Source organism: Clostridium ljungdahlii DSM 13528, from assembly GCF_000143685.1.
GTDB classification, from domain to species: domain Bacteria; phylum Bacillota; class Clostridia; order Clostridiales; family Clostridiaceae; genus Clostridium_B; species Clostridium_B ljungdahlii.
Genome location: NC_014328.1, coordinates 410,037 through 429,673 on the forward strand (window position 1 = coordinate 410,037; position 19,637 = coordinate 429,673).

The 19,637-nt window shown below is 30.8% G+C and carries 15 protein-coding genes; 13 read left to right on the forward strand and 2 right to left on the reverse strand.

The features are described 5' to 3' along the window. Positions 1-133 precede the first annotated feature (133 nt). From CLJU_RS01930 to CLJU_RS01965, 8 genes are all read left to right on the forward strand, one after another. The gene (locus tag CLJU_RS01930; protein WP_013237077.1) at positions 134-1,846 is read left to right on the forward strand and encodes a methyl-accepting chemotaxis protein; all 1,713 of its coding nucleotides are present in this window, start codon (positions 134-136) and stop codon (positions 1,844-1,846) included. Positions 1,847-1,933: 87 nt separating this feature from the next. Then, entirely contained in the window at positions 1,934-2,872 is a 939-nt protein-coding gene (locus CLJU_RS01935; RefSeq protein WP_013237078.1) for a glycosyltransferase family 2 protein, read from the forward strand. Between the two features lie 23 nt (positions 2,873-2,895). Continuing rightward, the gene (locus tag CLJU_RS01940; RefSeq protein ID WP_013237079.1) at positions 2,896-5,952 is read left to right on the forward strand and encodes a 6-pyruvoyl-tetrahydropterin synthase-related protein; all 3,057 of its coding nucleotides are present in this window, start codon (positions 2,896-2,898) and stop codon (positions 5,950-5,952) included. Position 5,953: 1 nt separating this feature from the next. Further along, on the forward strand, positions 5,954-6,577 hold the full coding sequence (locus tag CLJU_RS01945; protein WP_013237080.1) for a Firmicu-CTERM sorting domain-containing protein: 624 nt from the start codon (positions 5,954-5,956) through the stop codon (positions 6,575-6,577). Further along, positions 6,574-7,170 carry an exosortase family protein XrtG gene (gene xrtG / locus CLJU_RS01950; protein ID WP_013237081.1) on the forward strand — a complete coding sequence of 199 codons (597 nt, stop codon included), beginning with the start codon at positions 6,574-6,576 and terminating at the stop codon, positions 7,168-7,170. Before CLJU_RS01945 ends, xrtG begins: the two co-directional genes overlap by 4 nt. Then, positions 7,151-8,521 (forward strand): TIGR03111 family XrtG-associated glycosyltransferase, encoded by a 1,371-nt coding sequence (locus tag CLJU_RS01955; protein ID WP_013237082.1) that lies wholly within the window; start codon positions 7,151-7,153, stop codon positions 8,519-8,521. Before xrtG ends, CLJU_RS01955 begins: the two co-directional genes overlap by 20 nt. Before the next feature lie 56 nt (positions 8,522-8,577). Further along, the gene (locus CLJU_RS01960; protein ID WP_013237083.1) at positions 8,578-9,801 is read left to right on the forward strand and encodes a GGDEF domain-containing protein; all 1,224 of its coding nucleotides are present in this window, start codon (positions 8,578-8,580) and stop codon (positions 9,799-9,801) included. A 41-nt stretch (positions 9,802-9,842) separates the two neighbouring features. Next, positions 9,843-10,334 carry a 6-carboxytetrahydropterin synthase gene (locus CLJU_RS01965; protein WP_013237084.1) on the forward strand — a complete coding sequence of 164 codons (492 nt, stop codon included), beginning with the start codon at positions 9,843-9,845 and terminating at the stop codon, positions 10,332-10,334. A 42-nt stretch (positions 10,335-10,376) separates the two neighbouring features. Here CLJU_RS01965 and CLJU_RS01970 read toward each other — a convergent pair whose 3' ends face one another. Next, complete coding sequence (locus tag CLJU_RS01970; RefSeq protein ID WP_041705006.1) at positions 10,377-10,691, reverse strand: hypothetical protein; 315 nt, start codon at positions 10,689-10,691, stop codon at positions 10,377-10,379. Between the two features lie 336 nt (positions 10,692-11,027). Between CLJU_RS01970 and CLJU_RS01975 the strand changes: the two genes are divergently transcribed. From CLJU_RS01975 to CLJU_RS01985, 3 genes are all read left to right on the forward strand, one after another. Next, positions 11,028-12,257, forward strand: a complete 1,230-nt coding sequence (locus tag CLJU_RS01975; RefSeq protein WP_013237086.1) for an ammonium transporter — start codon at positions 11,028-11,030, stop codon at positions 12,255-12,257. Positions 12,258-12,385: 128 nt separating this feature from the next. Beyond that, positions 12,386-12,760: a P-II family nitrogen regulator gene (locus tag CLJU_RS01980; protein ID WP_013237087.1), complete on the forward strand. Its 375-nt coding sequence runs from the start codon at positions 12,386-12,388 to the stop codon at positions 12,758-12,760. A 188-nt stretch (positions 12,761-12,948) separates the two neighbouring features. After that, complete coding sequence (locus CLJU_RS01985) at positions 12,949-14,079, forward strand: THUMP domain-containing class I SAM-dependent RNA methyltransferase (RefSeq protein ID WP_013237088.1); 1,131 nt, start codon at positions 12,949-12,951, stop codon at positions 14,077-14,079. A gap of 38 nt (positions 14,080-14,117) precedes the next feature. On the opposite strand, the gene CLJU_RS01990 is transcribed toward CLJU_RS01985, so the two are convergent. Next, a complete protein-coding gene (locus tag CLJU_RS01990) occupies positions 14,118-14,756 on the reverse strand; it encodes a TetR/AcrR family transcriptional regulator (RefSeq protein WP_013237089.1) in 639 nt (212 codons plus the stop codon). Positions 14,757-14,945: 189 nt separating this feature from the next. Here CLJU_RS01990 and CLJU_RS01995 point away from each other — a divergent pair, with 189 nt between their 5' ends. Together CLJU_RS01995 and CLJU_RS02000 are read left to right on the forward strand one after the other, a co-directional pair. Beyond that, positions 14,946-16,220: an efflux RND transporter periplasmic adaptor subunit gene (locus CLJU_RS01995; RefSeq protein WP_013237090.1), complete on the forward strand. Its 1,275-nt coding sequence runs from the start codon at positions 14,946-14,948 to the stop codon at positions 16,218-16,220. Between the two features lie 14 nt (positions 16,221-16,234). Beyond that, on the forward strand, positions 16,235-19,291 hold the full coding sequence (locus tag CLJU_RS02000) for an efflux RND transporter permease subunit (RefSeq protein WP_013237091.1): 3,057 nt from the start codon (positions 16,235-16,237) through the stop codon (positions 19,289-19,291). Positions 19,292-19,637: the final 346 nt, after the last annotated feature.

Genomic DNA, 19,637 nt, shown 5'->3' on the forward strand with positions numbered 1-19,637 from the left:
ATTTAATAATTTCCATATTTGTAAATAATATAGTAATGATTTTTATTATTTATTGAGGTGGAAATTTAGTAATATATTTAAGTTTTATGTTGTTTAGGACAAGTTATTTGATATCTTACGGGGGGAAAATAATATGAGATGGTTTAATGATTTAAAAATTAAACAAAAGCAGGTTATAGGCTTTTTTATGGTAACTTTATTCGTTGTAATTGTAGGAATAATAGGCTTGGTGAACATGCATAATATAAATAAGGGTGCAAATGAGATGTACAGTGTGGATTTAGAAAATGTTAAAAATCTTGACAAGTTTGATGCTGATATAATGCATCAGCGCTTAGAGACAATAGATCTTGTTGAAAGCAGAGATAAAGATAAGGTTCAGGATACTATAAAAAATATAGCTCCTTATCAAAATAAAGATAACAGTATATTAAATAATTATAAAAACTCTGATTTGACTTTGCAGGAAAAAAATTTAGTATCTAAGTTGGAAAGTCAATTGATTGACTGGAGAAACATATGTAATAAAATTATAGAACTTATGGGTCAAGGAAAATATGATGATGCCATGAATGTAAATAAGGAAGCAGCTACTTATAGAAATAAATTAACTTCTACTATTGAGCAGTTGACTCAAACTGAAGTTCAAAAAGCCAATGATAAGAATAACAGCAATATGTCTATATATAATGAGTCATTGTATATGATAATGATAATTACTCTAATTGGAATAGTTGTAGCTTTCTTTTTAGGAAATAGGATTGCTTCATCAATTTCAAAAGAAGCAAATAGTATTTTAAAATTTACAGATGCTATAAGTCAGGGTGATTTAAGTAAATCTATTCAGGCATTGAGTAAAGATGAAATGGGAACTATAGCTGGAGAATTGGGTAAGGCCAATAAAAATATTAGAAATTTGGTACTTGAGATAACGCAAAGTACTGAAAATATAAGTGCTTCTAGTGAAGAATTATCTGCTACTACGGAGGAAATCTCCTCTATGATGACGTCTGTAAATGAGTCTACTTCACAAATAGCAGGTGGATCTGAAGATTTAAGTAGGATTACAGAAGAAATAAGTGCCTCTTGTGAAAAAATGGAGCAAAATACACATAAGCTTACCCAAAAGGCAAATGAAGCTACAAAGTCTTCAACAGAAATAAAAAAACGTGCTGTAGACATAAAGGAAAAGGCAGCTCAAAGTATAGAAGAAGGTAATGATATATATAATAAAAGAAGAGATGATATTATAAAGGCTATTGAAAAGGGCAAAGTGGTTTCAGAAGTTAAAATTATGGCAGCTTCTATTGGTGATATAGCAGAGCAGACAAATCTTCTAGCCTTAAATGCAGCTATTGAAGCTGCAAGTGCAGGTGAGCATGGTAAAGGATTTGCGGTAGTTGCAGATGAAGTTAGAAAATTGGCAGAAGAATCTTCAGAAGCAGTTGAAAATATAAATAGAATGGTACTTGCGGTGGAAGATGCTTTTAATAATTTGTCTGACAGCGGCAAAGAAATTTTGAATTATATATCAAATAGTGTTAAACCCAATTATCAAATTCTAATGGATACAGGGCTGCAGTATGAAAAGGATGCAGAATTTATGAATCAGATGTCAGAGGAAATTGCTGTAGCTTCAAAACAGATGAGTGATATAGTATCTGAGGTAAATGGTGGTATCCAAAGTGCAGCAGCTACTGCCCAGGAGTCTGCGGCTGGATCTGAGGAAATTTCCAGTAGTGTAAATGAGGTTACTAAGGCTATTTCAGATATATCTGGTTCTTCTCAAAGCCAGGCAGAACTTGCAGAAAAACTTACAGATATAGTAAGTCAATTTAAAATATAAAAATTCGAATATTAAAGTAAGAAGTTTGTGCATAAAATTATTTATACTTAATATTATAACTACAAATTGATATAAGGGGTTGAGATTATGGTTTCCATAATTATACCAATATATAATGAAGAACAGCAAGTATATTCTAATGTAGTTAAAGTAATGTCAATTTTATTAGAGAATAATATAGAACATCAATTTGTATTAGTCAATGATGGATCTACGGATAACTCTTCTAAAGAGATGAATAGATTGTGCAGGGATTATAATAACATATCCATTATTGAGTTAAGCCGTAATTTTGGAAAAGAGGCTGCTTTATGTGCAGCGTTAGAGCATGTATCGGGAGATGCTTGTGTCATACTTGATTGTGACTTGCAGCATCCCCCAGAATTAATACCTGAGATGGTACGTCTTTGGAAGGAACAAGGTTATGATGTGGTAGAAGGAATTAAATTGGAGAGAGGAAAGGAACCTTTATTTAGGAAATTTGCTGCGTCAGCATTTTATGATTTGTTCAATAAAGTGTCAGGAATAAACTTAAACAGTGCATCTGATTTTAAATTATTGGATAGAAAAGTAATAGAGGCATGGAAATCAATGCATGAATCAATTACTTTCTTTCGAGGTATGTCAGCCTGGGTGGGATATAATAGAATTCAAATTCCCTTTGAGGTCCAAGCTAGAACTAGTGGTAAGTCTAAATGGTCACTTGGTAATCTAGTAAAGCTTGGAATATACTCTGTTACTTCTTATACATCACTACCACTGTATATAGTTGCTTGGTTAGGCATTATAATGATGCTTGTTGATTGCATTTTATTTGTACAAACTTTGTATATGAAATTTAATGGTAAGGCTTTTACAGGATTTACTACAGTCATAATTCTGATACTGGGAATTGGAAGTTGCATAATGATAAGTTTAGGAATTATTGGCATATATATATCTAAAATATATGACGAAGTAAAGAGAAGACCTAGGTATTTGATTGCCAAAAAACAAGGAAAAGAATTCTATTATAAAAATAAATAGGAATCATTAGGTGGTGATTTTTAGTGAAGTTTCAAGGATATAAGTATAAATTTAAGATAAATATTTCTCATAGTGTTTTAATCAATAATAGACGTGGAAATTTACATTCGCATACGTTTGAAATTTCACTTTTCATAAAAATTATCAACGATGATTTTGCCTTATATGATGATGTTGAAAAAATAGTACAAGAATTTTTGAATATTTATGATGAAAAAGAATTAAACTTGATTGAACCTTTTGATAAGATAGAACCCACAATTGAAAATGTAGGAGATTTCTTATACGTTCGGCTTAAAGAAATATTGAAGAATAATAATATGATACTTGTAAGGTTAGAAATTAGTGAAACTCCTGCAAGGGTTTATGTTGTAAATTATGATGAAAATGATATAAAAGAACCAGGTTACGAGGAAGAGTTTAAAAACTATAAAAAAAGAATGACAAGAATAATTATTAATAATATTTTAAATACTACAGCTAAACAATTAACAGATGATTTAAAAAGTTCAAGTAATACTATTGTTGAAGGAACATGGATACAAGAGGATGATAAAAAGGAGAAAGTTATAGAAAAGAAGAATACTATAAAAATAGAAGAAAGTAAAAAAACTCCTAACGCTATAAGGCATAATGACAAAATGAGAAAAAGTAATCATGTTTTCTTAGAGACAGCAGGAGCAATATCTGTTTTGCTAATTGGAACAATAGTACTTTTACTTTGCATAGCAAAAACAGGAGGATACCCCTGGGGTGCAGATACTTATGGACATATATTTAAAGGAGATTTGCTATACAAAAGTATAAAAGAAGGCAATATATATCCACTCTTTACTCAGTTTTGGTACAATGGCGTACAACCCTTTAGGTATTGGGGACCGCTTTCCTATTATGTACTTGCTGCATGTGAATTTATTTCCGGTGGAAATCCCATTAATGGGTATGTAATTTTTATTGGATATTCATTTTTTATAGGAGGTTTAGGGTGGCTGATGTGGGGTATACACCAGAGAAGGATATTACTTTCCTTAGTTTTTGGAATTCTATGGTTTTTTCTTCCAGAAAATATAAGAGTGCTTTTTGTTGCTGGAAACATACCTAGGGTTATTATTGCAGCACTTATACCTTACTTGTTCTATTTTGTATGGAAATTTGTAAAAGATGATGATAGATCTTCTATTATACCTATTGCACTGTTTATGTGTGCCATAATAATGTGCCATTTAATGATAGGGGCTATGATAGGAATTGCTTCATTTATATTTTTATCTCTTTATTCTATAATGAACAAGAAAATTGAAAGAAGCTTTCATGTTATATTAACAATGCTTTTATCTTTTGCAATTTGTGGAATTTGGATTTATCCTGCTTTAAAGGGCGGACTGGTTTCTATGGATAGTGGAGCTACTTCTTCTCAGATGATGGAGCTTTTAGCTACTCCATTTACTATTTCATTGAATCCATTTTTAAGATTATTTGGTATAGTAGATAGAGAATATTTTTATTATGGATTGTCAATTTTGATTATATCGATTTTGGGAATATTTGTTTCAAACAAAAAAAGTGTACCAGGATTTATTACCTCTATAGTGATATTTCTGGGAACAACTACAGCTTTTGTACCTATGCTTGAAAAGATGCCCTTTAGCCAGCTATTGTGGATGGTTAGATTTACTCCTATAGCCTATGCATTATTTATTATTAGTTTATTGAATTGGACAAAATGTAAAAAATATTTTATGATTATAATGGTGGTTTTAATAGCTGCTGACAGTTCTTTATCATTTAATCTTTCATTATACCCACAAATTAAATCCGCTGAAGTAGACAATATTTTGAGTTCAGCTAAAAATATTACAAAACAGAGAATTGCACTGCTCGACAACAGTACATTTGGGGCATATCCATCTTTTTATATTTGCAGTGAAGACAAGAAAACTTCATATTCCTATGGTTGGGCATGGCAGGGGGCAGCAACGGCTCAAAATATTGTGCTTTTAAATACTGCACTTGAAAAGGGCTATTACAATTATATGTTTGACAGATCCCTTGAAATGGGATGTGATACTGCTGTTGTAGCCAAAGCACCTATGAAAAAGAATAAGAGAGATTTTAGCATTATAAATAGTGCGGCAAAGCTTTCTCAATATACATTATACAAAGAGACAAGCGAGGGTTATGTATTTCATAGAAAAACTTCGGAAAACTTTGGTGTGGTAACAAAATATTCCGGTTTGTGCATAGGGCGTTCTGCATCGGATATACCTCTTCAATATCCTTCTTTTGAAATAGGATCTTCCTGGAATATTGAAGATTATACGTTAGATGAACTTAGTAAATATAAAGTGATTTATCTTTCAGATTTCCGTTATAATAGTAGATCTAAAGCGGAAAATATGGTTTCTAAGTTAAGTAGTATGGGGATAAAGGTTATTATAGATATGAATAGAATTCCGTCAGATACAATTACAAATCGTATGGTTTTTCTTGGGGTTACAGCCCAGCCCATTACGTTTAGTACAAAGATACCGGACATGTTTTTTAACAATAAAAAGTATGAAAGTGTAAATTTTAAAGATGAATATAAAATATGGAATACAGTTTATTTAGATAATGTTCCTCAGGTTACAGGATTCTCTTGGGTCAACGGCAAAAAAGTTCCTTTTCTCGGAAGTGGAAAAGGAAAAAATAAAAATATAACTTTTTTAGGCTTTAATTTAATGTTCCACGGAATGGAAAATGACGACAGCAAAGTACTGACTATAATGGATACAATAATGAGAACTAAATCTTCCATACTGCCTAAGCGGACTCTTATACCTATAGATTTAAAATATGGACAAAATTCAATTACTATAAATTCTCCTAAAAACAATGTCAATACAACAGTTGCATTTTTAGATGCCTATAAAAGTAATAGTGGCGAAATCTATTCAAAACAAAATCTTTTGAATGTAAATAAAGGCGAAACTAAAATTAGAGTTACTTATCCCTATTTATTTCAAGGAATAGCTGTATCTGTAATAGGACTAATGGGGTTTGCATTTTTTATTATTTATATATATAAAAGGGTGGTCTAAAATGAAAAAGATAATTACAATTATATCTGTACTCCTTATATCTGTAATGTTTTTATATCCTTTAAAAGTATATGCTGCTGACAGTGGAGTGACACTAGATGGATATTTTGATGACTGGATTGATAAGCCAAGCCAAAAATTATATTATTGGCAGGGAGCAGTTCACACTGTGAAGTGGTATTCAGACGATAAAGATTTATATTTATATATAAAAATGGCAACTGTAGGAGGCCAACAGTTAAATAACTATACAATAACATATTCTGATAATAATGGCATTCAAGGAAACTTGACTATACAGGTTGATAGACCGTCCAAAGGGCGTATATCTATTTATAATTATAGCATGGATTACAGGCCGTTTTCTACAGACGGATACGTAGTACGTGGAAGCAACAGCGACGGAAAAACAAGTGATCAGGGTGAATTTAGAATACCTTTAACTATTTTTCAAAAGGACAGCAAAGATCAAATGATTACTTTAAATCTTGGGTTTCCTAATTTAGGCAATCAGGGTGTAGCATTTCAAGTAGGTAGTACTTATCCTTACATGGGAGTTTCTATAGGTATCTTGATCGTTGCTTCTGGATTTTTTATCTATCGTAGAAAGAGAAAAATAGAATGAAGATATTAATATGCTTTTTACTAATTGTATGGATATATTTAATAACGGTTTTTACAAGAGCTAAATTGTATTTCTTTAAATTTGTGGCGGGATCTGTTGGTTTGTTTTTTTTCATGATGGTGATTTTACAGCCTTATTTAGTAAATGTGTTAAGTCGTTCAGTTGCAGCAGCCTCAGGTATTATGGGAGATGTCACAGGATGTTATCAGGCATTTTACCAGTATTCACTTATACTTATACAAAGTGGAGGATCAGCTATATCCATGTATATAGACTATGAGTGTTCAGGAGTAATAGAGATACTTGCTTTTACTGCACTTTTATGGTTCTTTCCTTTATATAATACACTGGAAAAAATAATGTACAATATAATAGGAGTAGTGTGGATATTCCTGGCAAATATAATTAGAATTTTTATTATTTGTGTACTTGTATATTATTATGGTAACAATATTTTTTATTTTGCTCATACTATATTTGGAAGAATAGTTTTTTATGCCTTGTCAATAATTTTGTACTTTTACGTATTTACCAGGTCTCAAATTAAAAGGCAAAAGGTAGGTAATGTTTTATATGGAGATGATATTAAGTAAAACCTTTAAGGAAATGATTTTTTGGATGGCATGGATTATAATACCATTTATAATGGAAATTGTGCCTTCCATTGTAGGATTTTTTATTTTAATTAGAAAGAAAATGTCCCTAAAAAAGGAATGTTTTTCGGGAAAACTTCCGGAAATAACAGTTATTGTTCCTGTATACAATTCTGCACAAACCCTGGAATCTTGTATTAAATCCATATATGAATCTAATTATCCTACTGAACTTATAGATGTGATGCTTGTAAATAATATGAGTAGTGATAATAGCTTCGAAATTTTCACAAAAAGTCAGAAAGAATTTGAAGGGCTGTCCATGAGGTACTTAAATGCGAAACAGGGTAAATCAAAAGCACTTAATATGGCACTTTTTAATAGCGGAGGGAAATATATAATTCATATTGACAGTGATGGCATACTTGAAACTAACGCAATAAGGAATATGGTTGTACGTTTTGAACAAAATACGCATATCCACTGTATGACCGGTGCAATTTTAACCGATGCCAAATATATAGAAAACACTAAAACTCCGTTTTTAAAATTAGTAAGAAGGTGTGAATTTTTTGAATATGCTCAAGCATTTTTAGCAGGAAGAAATTTTGAATCGGAGCTCAACAGTATATATACTTTATCTGGTGCCTTTTCAGCGTTTAGAAAATCCACAATTTTAAAAACTCAGCTCTATAATAGTGAAACTGTATGTGAAGATACCCAGATAACTTTTCAAGTTAGGCATTTGCTAAAGAAAAAAGTATATTTGTGTGAAAATGCACTTTTTTTTGTTGAGCCTATCGATAATTTTAATAAACTATATACTCAGCGCCAGCGTTGGCAGCGGGGTGAAATGGAAGTTTCACATATGTTTTTAAAGGACAAACTCTATTCAGCTGGAGGATTTTTTAGCAATTTTATGATAAGGATATTGATGTATGATCATACGTTTGCGTTTCCTAGGATGATATGGTATTTTGCCCTTATATTTCTTCTATTTATGGATTACCCACTTTATCTTGTCTTAGGATCTGTATTTGTAATATATTTATTATATGTTCTATCTGCATTCTTATTTTATCTAAATGTAAGGGTATATCTTGCAGAGTATAAGGATATAAGAAAATATTATTCTGCAAAAGTTTATTTGATTGTTTTAATGCCTCTATTTAACTTTATGATATTTTGGATAAGGTTTGCAGGAATTATCAATAGCATAAAGCTTGAGAGTAAGTGGAGAACACTGAATTTAAAAGAGGAGTATAGAGCCTTTTGCAATATAAGTAAGTCGGATTTTAAAAGAGTATTTAAAATAATAGACCAAGTAAGAAGGATAGTCAATAATCCATAATATTGTATTGGAGAAATAAAGCTAGAATCATAATTTCAAGAGAGGAAATTGCATTGATGATGAAGAAAAGAGCATCAGAAAATTATTTAATAAAAATACTTTTAATCTTTATAATAACTGCAGCCTTTATTTCAGCATTGTGGCTCGACGTATTTTATGAAATAGGCAATCATAAAAAGAATATAATAGATGCTTTTTCAAGAGAGCAATATTCAATTACTAATCAATTATCAGACAGGCTACAGGAAAGTTTAAATGATTATGTACAAAATAAGGGATTTACATTACATTCAGCAGAAGAAAAGGTTATAAGCGAGATTATTAAAAAGGAGATAAATTCTCAAAATAAATATGTGTTTTTTTATAATAGCAAGAATATTTTATTTGAAAGAAATTATTTAACCACTGAACAGTATAAGGGTAAAGGATTAAAAGATAGTTTTAATTTATGGGAATATAATGGCGGCAGTAACTTGGATGAAGTAAAAAGTCTCATGAACTCTGGGATAAGTGGTAAAGGTGAAATTGTAAAGGACAGTAAAAAGGGAAAAGAAATGGTTTCCTGGTGCTTTTTTAAAGTATTAAACGAAAAATATGTTATAGGAATGTCAACTTCAGAAGATTATCTATTTAGAGAGACTTTATTTAATCAACACATTGTAAGATTATATATTCTTGCTGGAATAGCTACTATGGCAATTATAATACTTTCAGTGGCTTTTTCACTATACTTGTATTTTATGTTTAAAAAGGTAAAAAATCTTAAAAACCAACTTAAAAATAAGAATATTCAAGTACAAAACTTTGTTTCTACAATAAGTCAGCTGGAGAAATCTGCACGTAAAGCTACTATATGTGATCCACTTACGGGAGTTTATAATAGAAAATTTTTTTATACCATCCTTCCTAAAATGAATGAGGAGTTATTTTTGCCTATTGCAGCAATTAGAGTGAATATAGAAGGTATAAAAAATATAAATAATGTTTTAGGTCGTGGAAAGGGTGATGAGGTATTAGTAGAATTAGCAGAAATACTTTTAGAAAGTTGTAATGAATCTGATATTGTTTCAAGAATAAGTGATAATAAATTTGTATTGATTATGATTAACACAGATAGAGAAGCTGCTTTCAGAAAAGTAGATGAAATAGGAGAAAAAATAAAAAATAGTTTTATTGGTGCTATATGCAGCATATCCTTTGGAATTTCAGTAAAAACATCTGAAACGCAAAATTTATTTAGAATTTTAAAGTCTGCAGAAAAAAATATTAGACAACTGTAATTTGAAGTATAACTATTATGTGGAAATGGAGGAATAAACTTTTGAAATATAACCAATATAGATTTAAATTTTACCTCAATGCATCACATTCCATATATCTAAAGGGTATTTTGGGTGAAGAACACCCACATACCTGGGAGATTACCCTAGATACAGTTAAGTTAGAAGATAACTTTATTATTTTTAATGATATAGAAAAGAATATTGAAAAATATCTACAAAAGTTTCAAGATAAATATATTAATAACATTACTCCATTTAATACGTTGAATCCAACACTTGAAAACATATGTGCATATTTTAAAGAATGTTTTGAAAGCTTACTAATGGAAAATAAATGGCTTCTATTATCTATAGAGATAAGTGAAACTCCAACACGATCATATATTATTGATGTTTCTGATGAAATTAATTACAATAATATTTCATATATTAAAGGCAAAGAAAAATATAATTCGAATAATGGCATTTCCATTGTAAATCAGGAGATTGATCGGATCACAAAATTAGTTATTGATAAAAATAAATCATAAAAATAGATTCATGAAAGTAAAATATTCATGAATCTATTTTTCTTAACTTATCTTAAATGCACCTACCATTTCTTGAAGGTTGTCAGATGAATATTCTAAAGTATCACTTATTTCTTTTAACCTTGTTGTTTTGCTCAGTATTTCTTCAAGTAGATTTAGGGATTTTTCACTGCTGTTAGTACCTTTAACGGTTCTTCTATTTATTTCATCTGCAGCTTGATTTATATTTACAACCATGTTGTCTACATCTTCGATTTCTTTATTAGTTATTTGAAATATATTGTCCGTAGTTAAATTGGAAACTACTTCAACAGAGTCTTTTGATGTTTTGGAAGAAATACCAACTCTCTTTATCATAGACATTTGATTATTTATAAATTTGTTAAACCATCTTGAAAGCTTACCTATTTCATCGTAAGAAAGTTTATCTACTATTTTTGTTAAATTTTAACTTATAGTATTCATTAATAATGTGTAGTATATTTCTTAATCTTATATACAATACTGAAATATATAAGAATAAATTCTTATATGAATATTAATGAACTAAATTCTGCAATTGTTAATAAAAATATACTATTCATAATAAATTATTAAAATTTTAATATTACTATTGATAATTTGTCTAAAAATTAGTATTATATATATAAGTTTTTCAAAAATTTATACACATTTTTAAAAGGAGGTATTTTTATGAACGGAGTAAATGGAGCAGATACAGTTTTCGTACTTATAAGCGCGGCACTAGTAATGATAATGACTCCAGCACTGGCCTTATTTTATGCAGGAATGGTTAGAGGAAAGAACACTTTAAACAGCACTCTTCATAGTTTTTCAGCTTTAGCAGTTATATCTATTCAATGGATACTTATAGGATACACATTGTGTTTTGGTACAGACATTGGGGGAATCATAGGTGGTTTTAATTTTGCAGGTTTAAAAGGAGTTGGATTTGCACCAAATGCAGATTACGCAGCTACTATTCCACAGCAAGTATATATGTTGTTTCAGCTTATGTTTGCTATAATAACTCCAGCACTTATATCAGGATCTATTGCAGAAAGAATGAAATTTATGCCTTGGGTAGCATTTGTTTTACTTTGGACAACTTTAGTTTATGATCCTATTGCTCACTGGGTATGGGGAACAGGTGGATGGCTTAAAAATCTCGGAGCTTTGGATTTTGCAGGTGGTAATGTAGTTCATATTAGTTCAGGTATTTCCGGACTTGTAGCAGCACTTATGCTTGGGAAAAGGAAGAATGTAGGCAAACCTAGTAACCTGCCGATGACATGCTTAGGAGCTGCCATACTTTGGTTTGGTTGGTATGGATTTAATGCTGGAAGTGCACTTGCTATAAATGATGTAGCAGTAAATGCTTTTATAACTACAAATACTTCCGCAGCAGCTTCAGCAATAAGTTGGAGTATTTGTGAACTTCTCTATAGGAAGAAAGTTACTTCTCTTGGAGTCGCTAGTGGAATAGTTGCAGGTCTTGTAGCTATAACTCCAGCTGCAGGTTTTGTAAGTCCTTTAGCTTCAATACTTATTGGATTAATAGGAGGAGCTATTTGTTATACTACTGTTACTTTTGTAAAATCTAAGTTTGGATATGATGATGCACTTGATGCTTTTGGATGTCATGGTGTAGGAGGAATCTGGGGAGGAATTGCTACAGGAATATTTGCATGGAAAGCAATAAACTCTGCCGGTGCGAGTGGACTTATACATGGAAATCCTAAATTGGTTTTAATTCAACTTACAGCAGTTGTGGCAAGTGTTGTATATTCTGCAATAGTTACATTTATAATAATTAAAGTAATTAAAGCTGTAAGTGGTATAAGAGTAACTGATAAAGATGAACAAATTGGACTTGATGTTACAGAACACGGTGAAGAAGCTTATGGAGGAATGAATATTTAACAATTGACTATTTTATTGTAAGAAAGGAAACTCTAGTTTAAAATGAGAATTGAATTAGAGAGTTAATTTTCATAAAATATCATAAGCTGTATTATGAAAGCAAATATATGTTTAAAGGAGGTAAAATAATGGGAGACAAACTTACTAAGGTTGATATTATTACTTCTGGCGGAAGATTTGAAGAGCTGAAAAAAGCATTAGGAGATATAGGCATTTCAGGTATGACCGTTACAAATGTTTTAGGGTGTGGAATGCAAAAAGGCCATAAAGAATATTATCGTGGGTTAACTATGGATATTAATTTATTGCCTAAAGTTAAAGTAGAGATAATAGTTTGTGAGGTACCTGTAGAGAAAGTTGTTGAAACTGCTAAAAAAGTTCTTCACACTGGAGAAATGGGCGATGGAAAAATATTTGTATATAATGTAGAAAATGTTATACGAATAAGTACTGGTGACGAAGGCAAAGCCGCCCTTCAATATAACAAAGATGATAAAAGGTAAATATAAACAGAAATTCTGAATTAATAATACTTTGACCAACAATTAATAATACTTGCTAATTGTTGGTCTTATTTATATTAACATTTATATTTTATAATTTCTATATAAATTAAAACTACATTTGATATAATAATTATAGAACTTGTAAAGGAAAGCTAGATTTATACATATAACTTTAGGAGGATAATATGGACTATACTTTAATTGCCACATCAACTTTTGGACTTGAGTCCGTAGTGGCTAAAGAGCTTAAAAACTTAGGATATGATGACTTAAAATTGGAAAATGGTAAAGTTACTTTTCCTGGAGATGAGATGGATATAGTTACCTGTAACTTGTGGCTTAGAACTGCAGACAGGGTACTTATAAAAATGTCAGAATTTAAAGCTGAAAGTTTCGAAGAACTTTTTCAAGGAACACTTGCTGTAGATTGGGGAAGCATAATGCCTGAAAATGCGTTTATGCATGTAACTGGAAAATCTATAAAATCCAAACTACATAGCGTGCCGGATTGCCAGTCAATAGTTAAAAAAGCTGTTATTGAATCTATGAAAAAAAAGTATAACAGAGAGAAATTTAGTGAAGATGGAGTAGAATATAAAATAGAAGTAGCAATATTAAAGGATATAGTAACTTTAACGGTAGACACATCCGGTGAAGGACTTCATAAGAGGGGATATAGGAAGAACTCAGGTGGAGCACCTATGAAGGAAACTTTAGCAGCAGCTTTAGTTCTCCTAAGCAAATGGGAGCCCTCTAGAGTACTCGTAGATCCTATGTGCGGTTCTGGAACTATTGTCATTGAAGCTGCTATGATAGGAAAAAATATAGCACCAGGTTTAAATAGGAGCTTTGTGTCAGAAAAGTGGGGTATAATTCCTCATGATTTATGGGATGATTTGAGAAAGCATGCTAGAAATTCCATAAATAATAAAGAGTTTAAAATTTTAGCTTCGGATATAGATGGCTGGGTAATTAAAACCGCAAAAGATAATGCTAAAAAAGCAGGAGTGGCAGACCAAATTGAATTTCAAAAAATTCCTGTTCAAAGTTTTAGTTCAAAAAAGAAATATGGTTTTATAATAAGTAACCCACCTTATGGCGAAAGACTTGGAGATGTCAAGGAAGTGGAGAAACTTTATGAGGATATGGGCAGCGTATTTTCAAAGCTTGAAAATTGGTCTTATTTTATAATAACGGCTCATGAAGGATTTGAAAAACATTTTGGAAAAAAATCAGATAAGAATAGAAAATTATATAATGGCAAATTAAAATGTTATTATTATCAATATTTTGGAGAGAAGCCAAAATATAATTGAGTGATCTATAAAATGACTTACATATTTTACTATATAAGTCATTTTTGCTTTATCCCATTTAGTAGCAAATCGCAGTATGTCTCTGTGATTTCATTTATAGATTTTTCATGTTTTTTATATGTGGCATATCCTTTGGAAAATTCCACTTCTGGTATATTGAGTCTCTCCACAATGAAATCTCTGAGAAGTACCATATTTCTAAATATATAAAATATCATAATATTTTTATCTAAATCCCTACGTATCAATTTTTTATCTTGAAATATATCTATTATAGCTATAAATTCTTTTCGATTTGTTGGTAAATAGCTTTTAAATTGTTCACTTTTACAGGCATGAAAAAGAAAGCTAGCATAGTTGTAATACATAAAATCAAATTCCAATACATGTATTACAAGTTTTTTTGACAACGTTATAGCATCTAAATGCTCTTCTTCTGGTTTAAAGTTGGTTATATAAGCTAATTGCTTGTTTAAGGTATAGTTAATAAGAAAGATATATAGGTCTGTTTTATTACTAAAATATCTATAGAAGCTTCCCTTAGCAATTTTTAAATTAGTTATAATTCTATTTAAAGAAGATGAATCAAAATCGTGATTTGAAAATTCCTTAATAGATATTTCTATAATTTCCTTCTGTCTTTCTTTGGGCAAATTAAAAAAAGTTTTATTAGGCAAAGTTTATCACTCCTAATTTTATAATTAATACAATTTAAGCAATAGGTTTATAATCATGGAATCTCTCAATAGTAATTATAACATTTATGATCAAGTTTTCTAGTATTGACAATAAAAGTACGTAGGTGGTATAATTTATTGATTGACCACATGGTCGCGACTTATCATTCTTGTATTAGGAGGTGTATTATGTCAAATAAAGTTCTTAATGTTATAAGAGAAAAGGTACCTAATGTTGTTGTAAGAAAAAAAGTACCTATTATTTGTTTAGTTGTTGTGGTTATTATTGCATTAACAACGTATTTTACAGCTTTTTCAAAGAATAAAGAAAAAGAGCCTATTGCTAAAAGTTATCCGGTAAAAACTGTGGAAATTAAAAGCGGAAGTTTTCCTATGACACTCCAATATGAAGGATTAACAGGAGGCAGTGAAGTTAGAAAATTATCTTTTAAGAGTTCAGCTAAAATTTCAAAAATATATGTATCGAAGGGCCAACATGTAAAAAAAGGTGAAAAATTAGCAGACCTTGATAAAACTGATTTAAATTTTGCAGCACAAGCTGCTAAATCTCAAATGGATACGGCTTCGGCACAATATAGTAAAGCAGTAAATGGAGCACAGCAGGAAGATATAAATAAAGCTCAAATAGCTGTGCAAAATGCACAGGATAACAATAATTATTATAAAGATTTATATAATAAATATCTTAAATTAAATCAAGCTGGAGCTATTTCAAATCAGCAGTTAAATGATACAAAGCTTCAGGTAGACAGTACTCAGAATGCATTAGATAGTGCCGAGCAAAGTTTGCAGCAGCTTCAAAATGGGTCTAGACCAGAAGACAAACAAGCAACTCTGGACCAACTAAATGAGGCAAAAGCAGATTATGATTCAAAAGAAAGTTTACTTAATGATGCTACTATGACTGCAGATATGGATGGTTATGTTGTTGATGTATTAGGTAAAGAAGGAGAAATGCAGCAGGCAGGTAATCCTGTAATATTGTTTAGAAGTGAAAATCAGGTTATTACAGTAGGTCTGTCGGATGATGATGTAAAGAAAGTAAAAGTTGGGACAAAGGCACAAGTAAATATTGGAGATGATAAAGCACAAGGAGAAATTGTAAATATAGTCCAAATGGCAGATAGTAAATCTGGAACATATAGTGCTGAAATCAAGTTGTCTACTGCTATAGATGCTAGCAAATATTATGTAGGTGAAACTTCAACAGTTTACATAGACATGGGTCAAACGAATTCTATATCCGTTCCAATTAGTTCAGTCTTAAATGATGGCGAAGATTATGTTTATGTAGTTGAAAATGGACATGCTGTTAAGAAAAATATAACTTTAGGCGATACTGATGAGGATAAAGTTTCAGTAGATGGGTTAAAAGATGGAGATGAACTTGTAGTTCAAGGAATGAAGAACTTAAAATCAGGATATAAAGTTACAGTTAAATAGAAGGAGAATATAATATGGGATTAATTAAAGCAGCTATAAAAAATAAAAAAATTGTATTATTTCTAGTGGCTATAATTATAGTTAGTGGCTTTTACTGTTATAGTGGAATCTCAAAACAGGAAACCCCAGATGTTGCATCTCCAGCAGCTATGATTACTACAGTTTATCCAGGTGCTTCACCTAGCGATATAGAAAAGTTGGTTACTAAAAAGGTTGAACAGAAAGCCGAGGAAGTTGATGGATGTGACTATGTACAATCTTATTCAGAAAGCAATGCGTCAATAGTTATACTCTATTTAAACAATGATGCTGATGAAGATAAATCTTGGAGAGATTTAAGAGATAAGATAAAAGATTTAAAATCTGACCTTCCAAGTGGATGTAATGATAGTGAAATTAATACTAATCTTACAGAAACAGCTGGCAGCATAATAAGTATATCAGGTAATAATTATTCTTATCAACAGTTAGGAGATTATGCTGATGATATAAAGAAGGAACTTCGTGATACTGAAGGTGTTTCTAGGATAGATGTAAAGGGTAAGCAGGATAGACAAGTAAAAGTAGATATAGATTGGAATAAAATAAATAAATATCAAATATCTGTAGCAGATGTATGTTCTGTATTAAAAGCACAGAATGTAGACATACCATCAGGTTCCTTAAATTTGGTTACGGGTAAGATAAAAGTAAATACACCAGGTATGTTTAGTTCACTGCATGATATAGAAAATACTGTTGTAGGAGTCTCAAGTAGTACAGGTGAAATGGTAAGAATTAAAGATATAGCAAAAGTATATATGGACTATGATGATGATTCAACCTATAAATTTACTGACAATGCTCAAAATGCAGTATTGCTTGCGGTGTATTTTCAAAAAAATAAAAATATAATTCCAATAGGAAATGACATAAAGAAAAAATTAGACACAATAAAAAAAGGAACTCCAAGTGATCTCAAAATAGATGAAGTTACTTTTCAACCTAAAGATGTAAGTGATTCTGTCTCATTTTTTATGAAAAATCTCAGAGATGGAATAATACTTGTAATCATAACTGTTCTTATAGGCATGGGATTTAGAAATGCAATGGTAGTATCTGCAGTTATACCTATATCAATATGCATGACTTTTGCTATTATGTATGCTCTTGGAATAAAAGTTGAACAGATGTCAACTACAGCACTTATTATAGCACTTGGAATACTTGTTGATGATGCCATAGTAATAGGAGATGTCATACAGGTTGGAATAGATGATGGATTGCCGAGAAATGAAGCGGCATTTAATGGAATAAAGAAATTATTTGTTCCAGTATTTACCTCTACATTAATTATTGTAGGAGCCTTCTTACCGCTGCTTTCCATATCTGGAGTAGTCGGCAAATTTTTAAAGAGTTTGCCACAGGTTGTTATAATATGTGTAATTTGTTCTTATTTATGTGCGTTGTTTGTAACACCAGCTATGTCTTCTTTGTTTTTTAGAAAGAGTAAGGAGAGCAAACGGCAAAATCCAATCCGTATGATGTTTGAGAATCTTTTAAAATATGGACTTAAGCACAAGAAAACTATTATTGGGGCAGCATTAGCTGTTTTTGCAGTGGCATTGATTTTAATTAAAACTCTCGGAATGCAGCTCTTCCCTTATGTAGATAAAAATATGATATATATAGATGTGTCAAATGAAAAAGTTGCGGATATAAAAAGTACCAGCAAGTTGGTGAACCAAATAGAAGGTATATTAAAACGGCAAAAAGAAGTTACAGCTTATACTTCGGCTATAGGTGGTGGTATGCCTAAGTTTTATGTAACACTTCCTACAGTTGCACCTGCTGATGATACAGCCCAAATTATGGTGAAAGTAGATTTAAAGAAGACAAATAGATTTAAAACTAGGCAGGAGTTAGTAGAATATGTACAAAATCAAATAGATAACAATATTTCAGGAGGTACGGCTACAGTAAAGCAACTTGAGGAAGCAATGCCTATAGGTGCACCGATACGTTTGAGACTTACTGGAGATGACTTAGATCAGATTCAGCAGGCTTCTGAAAAGATACAGCAGCAGTTAAAAAATATACCTGGAACTATGAATGTAAGAGATGATGCTGCTAAAAAGACTTATGAATATGAGGTAGATATAGATGAAAATAGAGCATCACAACTTGGCTTATTAAAATCAGATGTCCTGCAGCAGATTAATATTGCACTTAAAGGATATAAGGCTTCTACTTATAGAAAAAATGGTAATGAATATGATATTATGGTCAAAACAAATATTTCATCTGTAGGAGACTTGAAAAATTTATATATTGAATCAAGTGTTACCAAGAATAAAATACCTTTATATGAGGTTGCATCTGTTAAACTTAATTCGGAAATAGATAAGATAACCCATTATAAAGAAGACAGAACTGTAACTATTTACAGTGATGTTAAAAGTGGATATAATTCAGTTAATATAGAAAAAGAATTGCAGCAAAAAATAGATGGAATGAGTATAGATCCAGTAAAAGTTATATATGATGGTGAAAAGGCTCAGATAAGTAAGTACTTTACAAGCCTTGGTGTAGCAGGTGTGCTCATTTTAGTAATAATATATGTACTTTTGTTTATCCAGTTTAAATCATTTGTACAACCGCTTGTAATAATGTGTTCTCTGCCGCTGTCCCTTATAGGAGTTTCAATAGGGCTTCATGCTTTTGGAATGAATCTGTCACTTACAGCTTTTATGGGCATAATAAGCTTAATTGGAGTTGTTATAAGAAATGCCATACTTCTCATTGAGTATATAAACAATGGTAGAGAAGATGGGCTTTCTGTAGATGATGCTTGTATGTTTGCTGTAAGCCAAAGATTTAGGCCTATAATATTGAGTTCTACGGCAACTATTACAGCACTTATACCACTGGCTTTTTCAGGTAGTGCACTTTTTGGACCTATGTCTGTTGCCATGATGTGTGGACTTTTGACAGCTACATTCCTTACTTTTGTGGTAGTACCTGTAGTTTATTCTATGGTAAATACGAAACTAGAGAAAAAGATTAAGAGTAAAGAAGTTATTACTGATTAAGAAATGCAATATAGAGTTTTAACTTAAAAATCAACTTATACCTAGAAATATTTAATTGTACTTGTGGTTGTACAAATATTGGGAGTATAAGTTGATTTTTTGCTTAGAAATTCCATAACAGGAAAAGGGTAAGGTATATTAATATAAAAAGTTTAATATAATTATAGTAAAGAAAGTATGAATTCGTTGGATACTTTTCACATTTTTATGTAGCTGTAAATAATATATATTAAAAGCATGAAGGAATATTCTCTAGTAAATGTTTAGGAGTGGTTTATAACGAAATATAATAGTGAAGAAGAAAATTGCTATAAAGATAGGGGGTATAGGAAACTTCATCTTGGAT